Source organism: Bradyrhizobium sp. 482_C4_N1_8, from assembly GCF_052075965.1.
GTDB lineage: Bacteria > Pseudomonadota > Alphaproteobacteria > Rhizobiales > Xanthobacteraceae > Bradyrhizobium > Bradyrhizobium barranii.
In genome coordinates, this window is the sequence record NZ_CP197231.1 from 1,160,265 (window position 1) to 1,175,217 (window position 14,953).

The window sequence follows — 14,953 nt, forward strand, 5'->3', positions numbered from 1 at the left end:
TCTGGATGGACGTTTCAGTTCTTCCTGAGCCGACCGGCGAGTTGCTGGCCCAGGATCGCGACTTGCCTTGCGCCATGCGGCACGAGGTAGATGACGAGGAACAGGAGCACGCCGAACACCGCGCCGGAGAGGCCCTTGGAGATGCCCTCCGCGATGTTCGGTACGAAAATGATGAAGGCAGCGCCGACGATCGAGCCGGGCAGCCAGCCGACGCCGCCGACGACCATGCCGAGGAACAGCGAGATTGCGAGCGTGATGGTGTAGCTGTCGGGCGCGACGAACTGCACCGCAATGGCGCCAAGCGAGCCGGCGATGCCGGTGATGGCGGCGGAGACGCCGAAGGCCAGCGTCTTGTACAGCGCGACGTCGACGCCCATCGCGGAGGCCGCGATCTCGTTGTCGCGGATCGCCATGAAGGCGCGGCCCGAGCGGGAGCGCAGCAGGTTCACCGAGAAGATGTAGATCGCAATCACGACCACGAGCGTGAAGTAGTACAGCCACATGTCCTGCGACATCGGCAGCCCGAACGGCGCATCCGGCTTGGTGACGACGAGGCCCTGCACGCCGCCGGTCCAGTGCTCGAGGAAGTTCAGCTTGAGGAGCTGCGGCATGGCGGTGGCGAGCGCGAAGGTCGCAAGCGCGAGGTAGACGCCGGAGAGCCGCAGCGCCGGCTGCCCGAACAGGAAGCCGAAGCCGAAACAGACGACGCCGGCGATCGGCAGCGTCAGCGCGTAATTGACGTTGAAGTGCTCCATCAGCACCGCTGTCGTATAGGCACCGACCGCGTAGAACGCGCTCTGGCCGAGCGAGAACTGGCCGCTTCCGCCGGTCAGGATGTTCAGCGCCAGCACCGCGAGCCCGTAGATCAGGAGCATCGTCATCTGGAAGATGATGAAGTTCTTGACGAAAACGGGTGCGATCAGCAGTGCCGCGAGCACCACCAGCGAGGTGCCGGTGCCCAGCGTCATGGCCCGCTTCGGAACAGCCTCGACCGCCTCGTGGCCTTCTGCAACGACTTCTTCTGCAGCGCTCATGATCAAACTCGCTTGACGATGTGCCGGCCGAACAGGCCAGCGGGTTTGACGACCAGGACGGAGATGATCAGCGCGAGCGCGATCGGGAGCTTCAGCTCATTGCCGACGCCGGGGATGTAGGTGCCGGCGAGGTTCTCGAAGATCCCGACCAGGAAGCCGCCGACCACGGCGCCGAACGGGCTGGTGAGACCGCCGAGCACCGCGGCGGCAAAGCCGTAGATCAGCACGCCGCCCATCATGTTGGGCTCGAGGAACACGACGGGGGCGATCAGCATGCCGGCGATCGCGCCGATCGCGGTCGCCATGCCCCAGCCGAGCGCGATCATCCAGCTCGTGTTGATGCCGACGAGGCGGGCCGATTCAGGCACCGAGGCGGCCGCGCGCATGGCCAGGCCGATGCGCGTGTACTGGAAGAAGAAGTAGAGGCCGAGCAGCAGCAGCACCGTGACGCCGATCATGCCGGCCTGGTGGGTCGAGATCAGCTGGCTGCCCAGGAACGGCGCGGAGCCGAACGGGGTCGGGTACTGCTTGATGGTGAAGTCCCAGATCAGGCCGGCCGAGGAGTTGATGATTGCGAACAGGGCGATGAAGCCGGCGACGTTGGTCAGCACCGGCGCTTTCGCCAGCGGCTTGAACAGGATGCGCTCGATCGCGATGCCGGCGACGAAGGAGAGCGCCAGCGTGAGGATGAAGGCGGCCCAGTAAGGCACGCCCCATTGCATCAGCTGCCAGGAGATGAAGGTCGAGAACATCGCCATCTCGCCCTGCGCGAAGTTGAGATGGTCGATCGCCTGGTAGATCATGACCACGGCGAGCGCCATGCAGGCGTAGATCGCGCCCGTGGCGATGCCGGCCAGCACTTGGTTGGTGAACAGCTCCATCGTGCCGGCTCCTCAGTAACCCAGATAGGATTTGCGGATTTCTTCGTTGTTCGCGATGTCCTTGGCATTGCCCGACATCACGATGCGTCCGGTCTCGATCACATAGGCCTGGTCGGCGAGCTCGAGCGCGAGCTGGGCGTTCTGCTCGACCACCAGGATCGACACCTTGTCCTCGCGGTTGATCTTGCCGAGGATGCCGAACAGGTCGCGCACGACCAGCGGCGCCAGTCCGAAGGACGGCTCGTCGAGCAGCATCAGGCGCGGCCGCAGCATCAGCGCACGGGCGACCGCGAGCATCTGCTGCTCGCCGCCCGAGAGCGTGCCGGCCTGCTGGGTGTGGCGCTGCTTCAGCACCGGGAAATGCGCGTACATGCGCTCGATGTCGGAAACGATGCCGGCGCTGTCCTTGCGGGTGATGGCCCCGAGCTGGAGGTTCTCCTCGACCGTCATGGTCGTGAAGGTGCCGCGGCCCTGCGGCACGTGGGCGATGCCGAACCGCACGATGCTCTCGGTGGAGCGGTTGCTGAGCGGCTTGCCTTCGAACTCGATCGCGCCGGTGGAACGCACCATGTTGCAGATCGCGCGCAGGGTGGTGGTCTTGCCGGCGCCATTGGCGCCGAGCAGCGTCGTCAACGATCCTTCGTTGAGCGAGAAGGACAGGCCATGGAGCGCCTGGACCTGGCCGTAATAGGCGCGCAGGTCCTTGACGTTGAGCAGCGTCGTCATTGGTCCTTGCTCCCGAGATAGGCCTTGATGACGTCGGGGTCCGCCTGCACCTGGGCCGGCGTGCCTTCCGCGAGCTTCTTGCCGAAATTCAGCGCGACGACGTGGTCGGCGATCGACATCACGAGGCCCATGTGGTGCTCGACCAGCAGCACGGTCATGTGGCGGTCGTCGCGGATGCGGCGGATGAGGTCGCCGAGCAGATAGACTTCCTCGTGGTTGAGGCCGCCGGCCGGCTCGTCGAGCAGCAGGATCTTCGGGTCGGCCGCGAGCGCGCGCGCCAGCTCGACGCGTTTCTGCGTGCCGAAGGGCAGGCCGGACACGATGGTGTGGGCGACGTCCTCGAGCTTGAGATAGGCGAGGATCTCCTGCACCTTCTTGTTGACCTCGGTCTCGCTGCGCCGGACCCAGGCGAGCCGAAGCGAGTCGCTGATGATGTCGCTGGAGGTCTTCGAATGGGCGCCGACGCGGACGTTGTCCATCACCGAGAGGTTCGGAAACAGCGCCACGTTCTGGAAGGTGCGGCCGATGCCGATCTCGGCGATCCGGTGCGGAGGCCGCGACAGGATGCTCACGCCTTCCATCAGGATGTCGCCCGACGACGGCTGATAGAGCCGCGAGAGGCAGTTGAAGAGCGTGGTCTTGCCGGCGCCGTTGGGGCCGATCAATCCGAGGATCTGACCCTTGTGCATGTCAAAGGACACGCCGTTGAGCGCGATGATGCCGCCGAACACGACGCTGACGTCGCGAACCGCGAGCAGGGGCGATGTCCCCTGCGCGAGCTGTGCCTGCGTCATCTCGTCTCGCCCACACACGTCAGTGGGCGAAGGGGCGATGCGAACCGCTCCCGGTGATGACAAAGGCTATCTGAACCCCTCGGCCACACGCGCAACTTTTCCTCCTGATTTCAGCTTTTTGCTGACTTCTTTTTTGGATTGCGGCATCAGTCCCCCGAGTGCCGCTTCAATGTTCCTTACCATCGCCAGCAGACGCGGTCCAATGTCGTTGATCAAACGCTCTTCCGTGAAGCGGAATGCGGGCGCGCCGCAATTGAATGCGTAAGGTCCGGTTCCGTCGTTGAGCTTGAGCGCGACGCCGGCGGCACCGATGTCGTCGTGCCAGTCGCCGACGGACATCGCGAAACCGTATTTCGCAACGGTCTCGCCGGAACGTTCCAATCCGTCGCGCATCTTCGGCCACCGGCTGCCGTAATGTTCGCGCAGGATGCGGGACACCTCGGCGCGCCCCTCGTCATCGAGCGCCCAGAAATAGGCACGGCCCATCGCGCTGGTTGCAATCGGCACGCGGGAGCCGACGTCAAGTTGAACGCCGACCGTCTCGCTGCCGCGACTTTGCCCGAAATAGATCATGCTGTGACGGTCGCGGCCGCCGATCGCGACGGCGCCGCCGGTCGCGCGCATCAATTCCTCGCGAAATGGCTCGGACAAATGCCGAACGCCGAGATTGGATAACGCCGCATAGCCGAGCGCCATCGCGGCGGGCGCGAGCTGATACTTCTCGAAACGGGGAACCGGTGTCAGATAACCGAGCTTCGTCAACGTGTAGGTCAGGCGCGAAACGGTCGGCTTGGGCAGGTTCGTCCGCGCGGCGATCTCCTGGTTGCCGAGAAGTCCGTCGCTGGGTTGGAATGCGCGCAAAACATCTAGTCCGCGGGAAAGCGCGACGACGAAATTCCGATCGGTCGCAGTCTTCTTGCCTGTACGCTTCATCCCTGATCTGCTTCTTGCGCGGAGTCGTTGACAACGTCCGTGCTTCAAAATAACCCTGCCGTCAAGATGCGGAATTAAATTCCGCACCGCGAAATCGAACAAAAGTAAATCCCCACCAAGGAGGGAAGCCGTGAGCGAAGTGGTCAAGCTTGAGCGTCATGACGAAGTCGGGATCGTCACGGTCAACAGTCCTCCGGTCAATGCGCTGAGTGCCGCAGTGCGTGGCGGTATTCTCGAATGCATCAAGGCCGCGATCGCCGATCCCGCGATCAAGGGCATCGTCCTGACCTGCGCCGGCCGCACCTTTATCGCCGGTGCCGACATCACCGAGTTCGGCAAGCCGCCGAAGCCGCCCGCCCTCAACGACGTCCTCGCCGAGATCGAGAACTCGCCCAAGCCGGTCGTCGCCGCGATCCATGGCACCGCGCTCGGCGGTGGCCTCGAGGTCGCGCTGGCCTGTCATTTCCGCGTGGCCGTGAAGGAAGCCAAGCTCGGGCTGCCCGAGGTGAAGCTCGGCCTGCTGCCGGGCGCCGGCGGCACCCAGCGCCTGCCGCGCGCGGTCGGGCCGGAACTCGCGGTCAAGATGATCGTCGGCGGCGATCCGATCGGTGCCGCCGAAGCGCTCAAGAACGGCCTGATCGAGGAGATCGTCGAAGGTCCGGCCTCCGGCGGCGAGGCCTTCGTGCGCAAGCTGCTCGCCGAGAAGCGCCCTCTGCGGCGCTTGCGCGACGACGATTCCAAGCTCGCGGCGGCCAAGGCCGACCGCTCGATCTTCACCAATGCGGTCGCCGCCATGACCAAGAAGTCGCGCGGCCTGGAGGCGCCGTTCGCCGCCGCCGACGCCGTCGGCTACGCCATCGACCTGCCGTTCGACGAGGGGCTGAAGAAGGAGCGCGAGGGCTTCCTCAAGCTCGTCTCCAGCGACCAGTCCAAGGCGCAGCGTTATGCTTTCTTCGCCGAGCGCGAGGCCAGCAAGATCGCCGGCGTCCCTGAAGGCACCAAGTCGCGGCCCGTGAACCGCGTCGCCATCCTCGGTGCCGGCACCATGGGCGGCGGCATTGCGATGTCCTTTGCCAATGCCGGCGTGCCCGTCACCCTGATCGAGACCGGCGAGGAGCAGCTCAAGCGCGGCATGGGCATCATGCAGAAGAACTGGGAAGCGACCGCCGCGCGCGGCGGCATCCCGGCCGACGCGCCCGCCAAGCGCATGGCGCTGATCAACGGCGTCGTCGGCATCGAGAACGTCGGTGATGCTGACCTGGTGATCGAGGCCGTGTTCGAGACCATGGCGGTGAAGAAGGAAGTGTTCGGCAAGCTCGACCAATACGTCAAGCCCGGCGCCGTGCTCGCCTCCAACACCTCCTACCTCAACATCGACGAGATCGCGAAGTCGACCAAGCGGCCGCAGGACGTGCTCGGCATGCACTTCTTCTCGCCCGCCAACGTCATGAAGCTGTGCGAGATCGTGCGCGCCGACAAGACCGCGCCGGATGCGCTGGTCACCGCCGTGACCATCGCGCGAAAGATCGCGAAGGTGCCGGCCGTGGTCGGCGTCTGCGACGGCTTCGTCGGCAACCGCATGCTGGCGCAGCGTGGCAAGCAGTCCGAGAAGCTGCTGTTCGAAGGTGCCCTGCCGCAGCAGGTCGACGCCGTGGTCACCAAATTCGGCATGCCGATGGGACCGTTCGCGATGGGCGATCTCGCCGGCCTCGACATCGGCTGGCGCTCGCGCAAGGACCGCGGCATCAAGTCGGAGATCGCGGATGCGCTCTGCGAAGCCGGCCGCTTCGGCCAGAAGACCGGCAAGGGCTACTACAAGTATGAAGCAGGCAGTCGCTCGGCGCTGCCCGATCCGGAGGTCGAAAAGCTGATCGACGAGACGCTGCTCCGTCTCGGCCGCAAGAAGCGTGTCGTCAGCGACGAGGAGATCCTCGAGCGCATGATGTACCCGATGATCAACGAGGGCGCGAAGATCCTCGAAGAGGGCATCGCGGCGCGTCCTTCCGACATCGACGTGGTCTGGCTCTACGGCTACGGCTGGCCGATCTACCGCGGCGGCCCGATGTTCTGGGCCGACACCGTCGGCCTCAAGCACATCGCCGATCGTCTCTCCTTCTACGCCAAGGAGACCAACGATCCGAGCCTCGAGCCCGCGCCGCTGCTGAAGAAGCTCGCGGCCGAAGGCAAGACGTTCGCGTCGCTGGCCGCGGCGTCGAAAGCGGCGTGATGGCCGCTTCATCTCAACCCTCGTCATTCCGGGATGCGCCGCAAGGCGCAGGCCCGGAATCCATAACCCCAGCTGGTGGTTGTGGATTTCGGGCTCGCGACTTTGTCGCGCCCCGGAATGACGGTCTCTGTTAGTTGCTCGCTCAACCAATCAAGAATAATGCCCCATCCCGGCGAACAGTTTTATCCCGAGGGCGTGCGTTGGGACGACACCATCGTCCAGGGCTCGCTGCCTGACCTGCTGTCGAAAGCCGCCGCCGATTTCGGCCCGCGCACCGCGCTGGAATTCCGCGATCGTCCGATCAGCTATACCGAGCTCGCCGCCATGGCCGAGCGTGCCGCGGCTGCCTTCCTGCGCGCCGGCTGCGGCAAGAACAGTTCCGTGGCGCTGTTCCTCGGCAACACGCCGGACCATCCGGTCAATTTCTTCGGCGCGCTCAAGGCCGGTGCCCGCGTCGCGCATCTCTCCCCGCTCGACGGCGAGATCGCGCTGACGCACAAGGTCTCGGATTCCGGCTCGCGCCTGCTCGTCACCTCCAACCTCGCGGCGCTGCTGCCGAACGCGCTGAAGTTCCTGGAGAAGGGCCTGATCGATCGCCTGGTCGTCTGCGAGGACGACGATTGGGGCAAGGTCGGCACGCCACAGGCGCCGATCCCCGACGATCCCCGCATCGTCACCTTCAAGAGCTTCGTCGAGGGCGCCACCGCGCCGGCTGAGTGGCCGTCCGTGACGGCGGACGACGTCGCGCTGCTGCAATATACCGGCGGCACCACCGGCCTGCCCAAGGGCGCGATGCTCACCCACGGCAATCTCACCTCGGCAGTGTCGATCTACGATGTCTGGGGCAAGCCGTCGCGTGCGGCGCGCGGCGACGTCGTCGAGCGCGTGATCTGCGTGCTGCCGCTGTTCCACATCTATGCGCTCACCGTCGTGCTGCTGTCGTCGCTCAGCCGCGGCAATCTGATCTCGCTCCACCAGCGTTTTGATGTCGAGGCGGTGATGCGCGACATCGAAATCAAGCGCGCGACGTACTTCCCGGGCGTCCCGACGATGTGGATCGCGATCGCGGCGCTGCCTGATCTCGACAAGCGCGACTTCTCCTCGCTCGCCGTCATCGGCTCCGGCGGCGCGCCGCTGCCGGTGGAGATCGCGAACTTCTTCGAGCGCAAGGTCGGCAAGAAGCTGCGCAGCGGCTGGGGCATGACCGAGACCTGCTCGCCCGGCACCGGCCACCCGCCGACGGGACCGGACAAGCCGGGGTCGATCGGCCTGATGCTGCCCGGCATCGAGATGGACGTGGTCTCGCTGGATGATCCGACAAAAGTTCTGCCGCCGGGCGAAGTCGGCGAAATCCGCATCAAGGGCCCGAACGTCACCAAGGGCTACTGGAACAAGGCGAAGGAGTCCGCGGAGTCGTTTTCGGACGGCCGCTTCCTCACCGGCGACATCGGCTATGTCGACACCGACGGTTATTTCTTCCTGGTCGACCGCAAGAAGGACATGATCATCTCCGGCGGCTTCAACGTCTATCCGCAGATGATCGAGCAGGCGATCTACACCATTCCGGGCGTGCACGAGGTGATCGTGCTCGGCATTCCCGACCAGTATCGCGGCGAGGCCGCCAAGGCCTTCATCAAGCTCAAGCCGGACGCCAAGCCGTTCTCGCTCGACGAGCTGCGCGCGCAGCTTGCCGGCAAGGTCGGCAAGCACGAGCTGCCGGCAGCAGTCGAGTTCGTCGACGATCTGCCGCGCACGCCGGTCGGAAAATTGTCGCGCCACGAATTGCGCCAGCAGCAGAAACCAGCACAATCCACCCAACACCCATCAGGAGGTCGCTCTTGACCGACGCCGTCATCGTTTCCACCGCCCGCACCCCGATCGGCAAGGCCTATCGCGGCATGCTCAACGCCACCGAGGGTGCGACGCTGCTCGGCCACGCCATCGGCGAGGCAGTCGCTCGCGCCAAGGTCGATCCGAAGGAGGTCGAGGACGTCGTGATGGGCGCGGCGCTGCAGCAGGGCGCGACCGGCGGCAACATCGCGCGCAAGGCGCTGCTCCGCGCAGGTCTCCCCGTGACCGTCGCCGGCACCACCATCGACCGGCAATGCGCCTCGGGCCTCCAGGCCATCGCGCTTGCCGCGCGCTCGGTGATCTTCGACGGCGTCGAGATCGCGGTCGGCGGCGGCGGCGAGTCGATCAGCCTCGTGCAGAACGACAAGATGAACGGCTTCCACGCCCAGGATCCGGCGCTGCTCAAGATCAAGGGCGAGGTCTACATGCCCATGATCGACACCGCCGAGGTCGTCGCCAAGCGCTACGGCATCTCGCGCGAGAAGCAGGACGAATATTCGCTGGAGAGCCAGCGCCGCACCGCCGCGGCCCAGCAGGGCGGCAAGTTCAAGGACGAACTGGCGCCGATCACGACGCAGATGGCGGTCACCGACAAGGCGACCGGCGCCGTGTCGATGAAGGAAGTGACCTTGTCGCAGGACGAAGGCCCGCGCCCCGAGACCACGGCTGAAGGCCTTGCCGGCCTCAAGCCCGTGCGCGGCGAAGGCTTTTCGATCACCGCGGGCAATGCCAGCCAGCTCTCCGACGGCGCCAGCGCCTCCGTCATCATGAGCGACAAGGAAGCCTCCAAGCGCGGCCTCAAGCCACTCGGCATCTTCCGCGGCTTCGTCTCCGCCGGCTGCGAGCCGGACGAGATGGGCATCGGCCCGGTCTTCGCCGTGCCGCGCCTGCTCAAGCGCCACGGCCTCACCGTCGACGACATCGGCCTCTGGGAGCTGAACGAAGCCTTCGCGGTGCAGGTGCTCTATTGCCGAGACAAGCTCGGCATCGACCCCGAGAAGATCAACGTCGACGGCGGCGCGATCTCGGTCGGCCATCCCTACGGCATGTCGGGCGCGCGCCTGACCGGTCACGCCCTGATCGAAGGCCGCCGCCGCAAGGCCAAGTATGCGGTCGTCACCATGTGCGTCGGCGGCGGCATGGGCGCGGCCGGGCTGTTCGAGGTGTTGCAGTAATTTCACCGTCGTCCTGACGGCGACGAAACAAAGAAGCTCACAGGAGGATCCGATGGATCTCGCATTCACTAGGGAAGAGCAGGCGTTTCGCGAGGAAGTGCGTTCATTCTTCCGCGACAACGTGCCGCCGGATACGCGGCGCAAGCTGGTCGAGGGCCGTCACCTCTCGAAGGACGAGATGGTGACGTGGTGGCGCATCCTCAACAAGAAGGGCTGGGGCGTCAGCCACTGGCCGAAGCAGTATGGCGGGACGGGGTGGACCTCCGTGCAGCACTACATCTTCAACGAGGAGCTGCAGTCCTATCCGGCGCCGCAGCCGCTCGCCTTCGGCGTCAGCATGGTCGGCCCCGTGATCTACACCTTCGGCAACGAAGAGCAGAAGAAGCAGTATCTGCCGCGCATCGCCAATGTCGACGACTGGTGGTGCCAGGGCTTCTCCGAGCCCGGCTCCGGCTCCGATCTCGCCTCGCTCAAGACCAAGGCCGAGCGCAAGGGTGACAAGTGGATCATCAACGGCCAGAAGACCTGGACCACGCTCGCCCAGCACGCCGACATGATCTTCTGCCTCTGCCGCACCGACCCCTCCGCCAAGAAGCAGATGGGCATCTCCTTCATCGTGTTCTCGATGAAGTCGAAGGGCGTCACCGTGCGTCCGATCCAGACCATCGACGGCGGCGTCGAGGTCAACGAAGTGTTCTTCGACGACGTCGAGGTGCCCTACGAGAACCTGATCGGCGAGGAGAACAAGGGCTGGGACTACGCCAAATTCCTGCTCGGCAATGAGCGCACCGGCATTGCCCGGGTCGGCGTCTCCAAGGAGCGGCTGCGCCGCATCCGCGACTTGGCCGGCAAGGTCGAATCCGGCGGCAAGCCGATCATCCAGGACGCCGCGTTCCGCGAGAAGCTGGCGGCCTGCGAGATCGAGCTGAAGGCGCTCGAGCTGACGCAGCTCCGCGTCGTCGCCGACGAGGGCAAGCACGGCAAGGGCAAGCCTAATCCGGCGTCCTCGGTGCTGAAGATCAAGGGCTCCGAGATCCAGCAGACCACCACCGAGCTCTTGATGGAAGTGATCGGCCCGTTCGCAGCACCCTACGACGTGCACGGCGACGACGGCTCGAACGAAGCCATGGAGTGGACCGCCCAGATCGCACCGAGCTACTTCAACAACCGCAAGGTCTCGATCTACGGCGGCTCCAACGAGATCCAGCGCAACATCATCGCCAAGGCGGTGCTGGGGCTCTAGGCGTCATTCCGGGGCGCGCGCAGCGCGAGCCCGGAATCCATAACCACGATCGGGAGTATGGATCCCGGGCTCGCGCTACGCGCGCCCCGGGATGACGAAACCAAAAAATTCCGGGTACGAGGAACCAAAGAAATGGATTTTGATCTGAACGAGGAGCAACGGCTTCTCAAGGAAAGCATCGACGGCCTGCTGACCGATTCCTATGATTTCGAGAGCCGCAAGAAGTACATGAAGGAGAAGGGCGGCTGGAGCCAGGCCGTCTGGGGCAAGCTCGCCGAGCAGGGCCTGCTCGGCCTGCCCTTCGCGGAGGCCGATGGCGGCTTCGGCGGCGGCGGTGTCGAGACCATGATCGTGATGGAAGCGCTCGGCAAGGCGCTGGTGCTTGAGCCGTATCTGGCAACGGTTGTGATCGGCGGCGGCTTCCTGCGCCACGCCGGCTCCGATGCGCAGAAGGCCGCGCACGTGTCCGGGATCATCGACGGCAGCAAGACGCTGGCGTTCGCCCAGCTCGAGAAGAACTCGCGTTACGACCTGTTCGACGTCGCCACGACGGCGAAGAAGAAGGGTGACGGCTGGGTGATCGACGGCGAGAAATTCGTCGTGCTCAACGGCGAGAACGCGGAAACTCTCATTGTCACCGCCCGCACCAAGGGCGACCGCCGCGACAAGTCCGGCATCGGCGTGTTCCTGGTGCCGGCGGGCGCCAAGGGCGTGACGAAGAAGTCGTACCCGACGCAGGACGGCCTGCACGCCGCCGACATCACCTTCACCGGCGTCGAGGTCGGCGCGGATGCGGTGCTCGGCAATCCCGACGACTCGCTCGCGCTGATCGAGCGTGTCGTCGACGAAGCCCGCATTGCGCTCTGTGCCGAGGCGGTCGGCCTGATGGACGAGTCGCTCAAGACCACCGTCGAGTATATCAAGACGCGCAAGCAGTTCGGCGTCGCGATCGGCTCGTTCCAGTCGTTGCAGCACCGCGCTTCCGACATGTTCGTCGCCGCCGAGCAGGCGCGATCAATGTCGATGTTCGCGACCATGGCGGGTGATTTCGAGGACGCCAAGGAGCGTTCCAACGCGATCGCCGCGGCCAAGGTGCAGATCGGCAAGTCGCTGAAGTTCGTCGGACAGCAGGCGATCCAGCTCCACGGCGGCATCGGCATGACCATGGAGGCGAAGATCGGCCACTACTTCAAGCGCCTCACCATGATCGAGAACAGCTTTGGTGACACCGACTACCACCAGCGCCGCGTCGCGGATGGGAGCGGGTTGATCTGAGTTGATCTAGGCCACGCGAAGACTGTCATGCCCCGGCTTGACCGGGGCATCCAGTACTCCGCGGCGGCAGTTCGTTCACGCAACTCAGCCGCCGAGTACTGGATCGCCCGATCAAGTCGGGCGATGACATCGAGTAAATGGAATCAGCGGAGCCCAACAACAATGAAAAACACCCCGTTCGATCTCACCGGCAAGGTCGCAATCGTCACCGGCTCCAGCCGCGGCATCGGCCGCTCCTCCGCCGAGTTGCTCGCCAAGTTAGGCGCCAAGGTCGTGGTCTCTTCGCGCAAAGCCGACGCCTGCAAGGAAGTCGCCGACGGCATCATCGCAGCCGGCGGCGATGCCATCGTCATTCCCTGCAACATCGCGCGCAAGGCCGAGGTCGAGGCGCTGATCTCGGGCACGATCAAGCACTACGGCAAGATCGACATCCTCGTCTGCAACGCCGCGGTGAATCCGTATTACGGCCCGCTGCTCGACATCACCGACGAGGCCTTCGACAAGATCATGGGCAGCAACGTCAAGAGCAACATCTGGCTCTCCGCGCTGGCGATCCCGCAAATGGCGGAGCGCGGCAACGGCTCCGTCGTCATCATCTCCTCGATCGGGGGGCTGCGCGGCTCGACCGTGATCGGCGCCTACGGCATCTCCAAGGCCGCCGACTTCGCGCTGTGCCGCTCGCTCGCCGGCGAATGGGGCCCGAAAGGCGTCCGCGTCAACTGCATCGCGCCCGGCCTGGTCAAGACCGATTTCGCCCGCGCGCTGTGGGAAGACGAAGCCAACCTCAAGCGCCGCACCGCCACCACGCCCCTTCGCCGCATCGGCGAACCCGACGAAATCGCCGGCGCCGTCGCCTATCTCGCCTCCGACGCGTCCAGCTTCATGACCGGCCAGACCATCGTGATCGACGGCGGCGTGACGACGGCAGCGGTGTAGGGATTCTTCCCTCTCCCCTTGTGGGAGAGGGTGGCTCGCCGCATAGCGGCGAGACGGGTGAGGGGTTTCTCTCCATGTGCAACCCTCTTACCGCTGAATTCGCTGAAGCATACCCCTCATCCGGCGCGCTTTGCGCGCCACCTTCTCCCACAAGGGGAGAAGGGGAGGCGGCCGTGTCCGCTCATCCAATCTTGACCTTCCCGCCCTAATCCGCTCCCTTTGGCGCGACACAATGACCCCCTCTCAGGGAAACGCCAGGGTAAGCTCCATGTCTTTCGTCCTCGCCATCGACCAGGGCACCACCTCGTCGCGCGCCATCGTTTTTCGCAGTGACATCTCGATTGCCGCCCGCGCGCAGCAGGAGTTTCCGCAGCATTTTCCGGCCTCGGGCTGGGTCGAGCATGAGCCGGAGGACATCTGGACCTCGACCGTCATGGTCTGCCGAGACGCGATCGAGCAGGCCGGCATCGGGCCTAAGGACATCGCCGCGATCGGCATCACGAACCAGCGTGAGACCACCGTGGTGTGGGACCGCGCCACCGGCCAGGCCGTGCACCGCGCCATCGTCTGGCAGGACCGCCGCACCGCTGACATCTGCGCGAAACTCAAGGCCGGCGGCCGCGAGCCCGTGATCTCGCAGAAGACCGGCCTGATCATCGATCCCTATTTCTCCGGCACCAAGGTCGCCTGGATTCTCGACCACGTCCCCGGCGCGCGGGCGCGTGCCGCGCGCGGCGAATTGATGTTCGGCACCGTCGACTGCTATCTGCTCTGGCGCCTCACCGGCGGCAAGGTGCACGCCACCGACGCCACCAACGCCTCGCGCACGCTGCTGTTCAACATCCACACCGGCCAGTGGGACGACGAGCTCTTGGAGATCATCGGCGTGCCGCGCTCGATGCTGCCCGAGGTGAAGGATTCCTCCGCCCGCTTCGGCGAGAGCACGCCGGACCTGTTCGGCGGCGCGATCGCGATCTCAGGCATCGCGGGCGACCAGCAGGCCGCGACCATCGGCCAGGCCTGCTTCCGCCCGGGCATGATGAAGTCGACCTACGGCACCGGCTGTTTTGCCCTGCTCAACACCGGGACCACGCCGGTCGTCTCCAAGAACAAGCTGCTCACCACCGTCGCCTATCAGCTCGACGGCAAGCGCACCTACGCGCTCGAAGGCTCGATCTTCGTCGCGGGTTCTGCGGTGCAGTGGCTGCGCGACGGCCTCGGCATCATCAAGCACGCCGCCGAGACCGGACCGCTCGCCGACCAGTCCGATTCCATGCAGAGCGTCTATCTGGTCCCCGCCTTCGTCGGCATGGGGGCGCCCTACTGGAATCCACGGGTGCGCGGCGCGCTGTTCGGCCTCACCCGCAACACCGGTCCGGCCGAGCTCGCCCACGCCGCGCTGGAGAGCGTGTGTTACCAGACTTTCGACCTCTGGGCCGCGATGCGCGCGGACTGGCCGAGCTCGGAAGTCGCGAGCGTCGTGCTGCGCGTCGACGGTGGCATGACCGCGTCCGACTGGACCATGCAGCGCCTCGCCGATCTCTTGGACGCACCGGTCGATCGCCCCGTGATCCAGGAGACCACCGCGTTGGGCGCCGCCTATCTCGCCGGCCTCCAGGCGGGCGTCTATCCCGAGCCGACAAAGTTCGCCGACAATTGGCGCCTCGAGCACCGCTTCAAGCCGAACATGAGCCAGGCGACGCGCGAGCGGAAGCTCGCCGGCTGGGCGCGTGCGGTGAAGGGCGTGCTCGCGAGCGACGAGGGAGAGGGATAGGCGGATGTCGTAGCCCGGATGGAGCGAAGCGCAATCCGGGGTTTTCTCCACGAGTAAGATTCCCGGATTACGCTTCGCTCCATCCGGGCTACGGACTAAAATAA

12 protein-coding genes are annotated in these 14,953 nt (G+C 65.4%); 7 read left to right on the plus strand and 5 right to left on the minus strand.

Annotation, left to right across the window (positions count from 1 at the left end; all coding sequences use genetic code 11):
• Window positions 1–14: 14 nt before the first annotated feature.
• The 5 genes from AB7Z56_RS05445 to AB7Z56_RS05465 form a co-directional block, all read right to left on the minus strand.
• Complete coding sequence (locus AB7Z56_RS05445) at window positions 15–1,034, minus strand: branched-chain amino acid ABC transporter permease (RefSeq protein WP_028151939.1); 1,020 nt, start codon at window positions 1,032–1,034, stop codon at window positions 15–17.
• Window positions 1,035–1,036: 2 nt separating this feature from the next.
• Window positions 1,037–1,915, minus strand: a complete 879-nt coding sequence (locus AB7Z56_RS05450) for a branched-chain amino acid ABC transporter permease (RefSeq protein WP_063980940.1) — start codon at window positions 1,913–1,915, stop codon at window positions 1,037–1,039.
• Window positions 1,916–1,927: 12 nt separating this feature from the next.
• Window positions 1,928–2,641 carry an ABC transporter ATP-binding protein gene (locus tag AB7Z56_RS05455; RefSeq protein WP_014498266.1) on the minus strand — a complete coding sequence of 238 codons (714 nt, stop codon included), beginning with the start codon at window positions 2,639–2,641 and terminating at the stop codon, window positions 1,928–1,930.
• Complete coding sequence (locus AB7Z56_RS05460) at window positions 2,638–3,435, minus strand: ABC transporter ATP-binding protein (RefSeq protein WP_063980941.1); 798 nt, start codon at window positions 3,433–3,435, stop codon at window positions 2,638–2,640. The genes AB7Z56_RS05455 and AB7Z56_RS05460 overlap by 4 nt, the downstream gene beginning before the upstream one ends.
• A gap of 66 nt (window positions 3,436–3,501) precedes the next feature.
• Window positions 3,502–4,368 carry an IclR family transcriptional regulator gene (locus AB7Z56_RS05465; RefSeq protein WP_063980942.1) on the minus strand — a complete coding sequence of 289 codons (867 nt, stop codon included), beginning with the start codon at window positions 4,366–4,368 and terminating at the stop codon, window positions 3,502–3,504.
• 130 nt (window positions 4,369–4,498) lie between these two features.
• Here AB7Z56_RS05465 and AB7Z56_RS05470 point away from each other — a divergent pair, with 130 nt between their 5' ends.
• From AB7Z56_RS05470 to glpK, 7 genes are all read left to right on the plus strand, one after another.
• The gene (locus AB7Z56_RS05470; RefSeq protein ID WP_063980943.1) at window positions 4,499–6,595 is read left to right on the plus strand and encodes a 3-hydroxyacyl-CoA dehydrogenase NAD-binding domain-containing protein; all 2,097 of its coding nucleotides are present in this window, start codon (window positions 4,499–4,501) and stop codon (window positions 6,593–6,595) included.
• A 159-nt stretch (window positions 6,596–6,754) separates the two neighbouring features.
• Window positions 6,755–8,437, plus strand: coding sequence for a dicarboxylate--CoA ligase PimA (gene pimA / locus AB7Z56_RS05475; RefSeq protein WP_283017995.1), 1,683 nt, complete (start codon window positions 6,755–6,757; stop codon window positions 8,435–8,437).
• Window positions 8,434–9,621 (plus strand): acetyl-CoA C-acyltransferase, encoded by a 1,188-nt coding sequence (locus AB7Z56_RS05480; protein WP_063980945.1) that lies wholly within the window; start codon window positions 8,434–8,436, stop codon window positions 9,619–9,621. The genes pimA and AB7Z56_RS05480 overlap by 4 nt, the downstream gene beginning before the upstream one ends.
• Before the next feature lie 52 nt (window positions 9,622–9,673).
• Window positions 9,674–10,864, plus strand: a complete 1,191-nt coding sequence (gene pimC, locus AB7Z56_RS05485) for a pimeloyl-CoA dehydrogenase large subunit (protein ID WP_063980946.1) — start codon at window positions 9,674–9,676, stop codon at window positions 10,862–10,864.
• A 132-nt stretch (window positions 10,865–10,996) separates the two neighbouring features.
• Window positions 10,997–12,139 (plus strand): pimeloyl-CoA dehydrogenase small subunit, encoded by a 1,143-nt coding sequence (pimD, locus tag AB7Z56_RS05490; protein ID WP_063980947.1) that lies wholly within the window; start codon window positions 10,997–10,999, stop codon window positions 12,137–12,139.
• 162 nt (window positions 12,140–12,301) lie between these two features.
• The gene (locus tag AB7Z56_RS05495; RefSeq protein ID WP_039156171.1) at window positions 12,302–13,075 is read left to right on the plus strand and encodes an SDR family NAD(P)-dependent oxidoreductase; all 774 of its coding nucleotides are present in this window, start codon (window positions 12,302–12,304) and stop codon (window positions 13,073–13,075) included.
• A 268-nt stretch (window positions 13,076–13,343) separates the two neighbouring features.
• Complete coding sequence (glpK, locus tag AB7Z56_RS05500) at window positions 13,344–14,849, plus strand: glycerol kinase GlpK (protein WP_063980948.1); 1,506 nt, start codon at window positions 13,344–13,346, stop codon at window positions 14,847–14,849.
• Window positions 14,850–14,953: the final 104 nt, after the last annotated feature.

What these genes read in the sequence shown, in the direction of transcription:
- AB7Z56_RS05445 (WP_028151939.1), bottom strand. Translation starts at nt 1,034, where the DNA reads ATGAGCGCTGCAGAAGAAGTCGTTGCAGAAGGCCACGAGGCGGTCGAG.
- AB7Z56_RS05450 (WP_063980940.1), bottom strand. Translation starts at nt 1,915, where the DNA reads ATGGAGCTGTTCACCAACCAAGTGCTGGCCGGCATCGCCACGGGCGCG.
- AB7Z56_RS05455 (WP_014498266.1), bottom strand. Translation starts at nt 2,641, where the DNA reads ATGACGACGCTGCTCAACGTCAAGGACCTGCGCGCCTATTACGGCCAG.
- AB7Z56_RS05460 (WP_063980941.1), bottom strand. Translation starts at nt 3,435, where the DNA reads ATGACGCAGGCACAGCTCGCGCAGGGGACATCGCCCCTGCTCGCGGTT.
- AB7Z56_RS05465 (WP_063980942.1), bottom strand. Translation starts at nt 4,368, where the DNA reads ATGAAGCGTACAGGCAAGAAGACTGCGACCGATCGGAATTTCGTCGTC.
- pimA (WP_283017995.1), top strand. Translation starts at nt 6,755, where the DNA reads ATGCCCCATCCCGGCGAACAGTTTTATCCCGAGGGCGTGCGTTGGGAC.
- pimC (WP_063980946.1), top strand. Translation starts at nt 9,674, where the DNA reads ATGGATCTCGCATTCACTAGGGAAGAGCAGGCGTTTCGCGAGGAAGTG.
- pimD (WP_063980947.1), top strand. Translation starts at nt 10,997, where the DNA reads ATGGATTTTGATCTGAACGAGGAGCAACGGCTTCTCAAGGAAAGCATC.
- AB7Z56_RS05495 (WP_039156171.1), top strand. Translation starts at nt 12,302, where the DNA reads ATGAAAAACACCCCGTTCGATCTCACCGGCAAGGTCGCAATCGTCACC.
- glpK (WP_063980948.1), top strand. Translation starts at nt 13,344, where the DNA reads ATGTCTTTCGTCCTCGCCATCGACCAGGGCACCACCTCGTCGCGCGCC.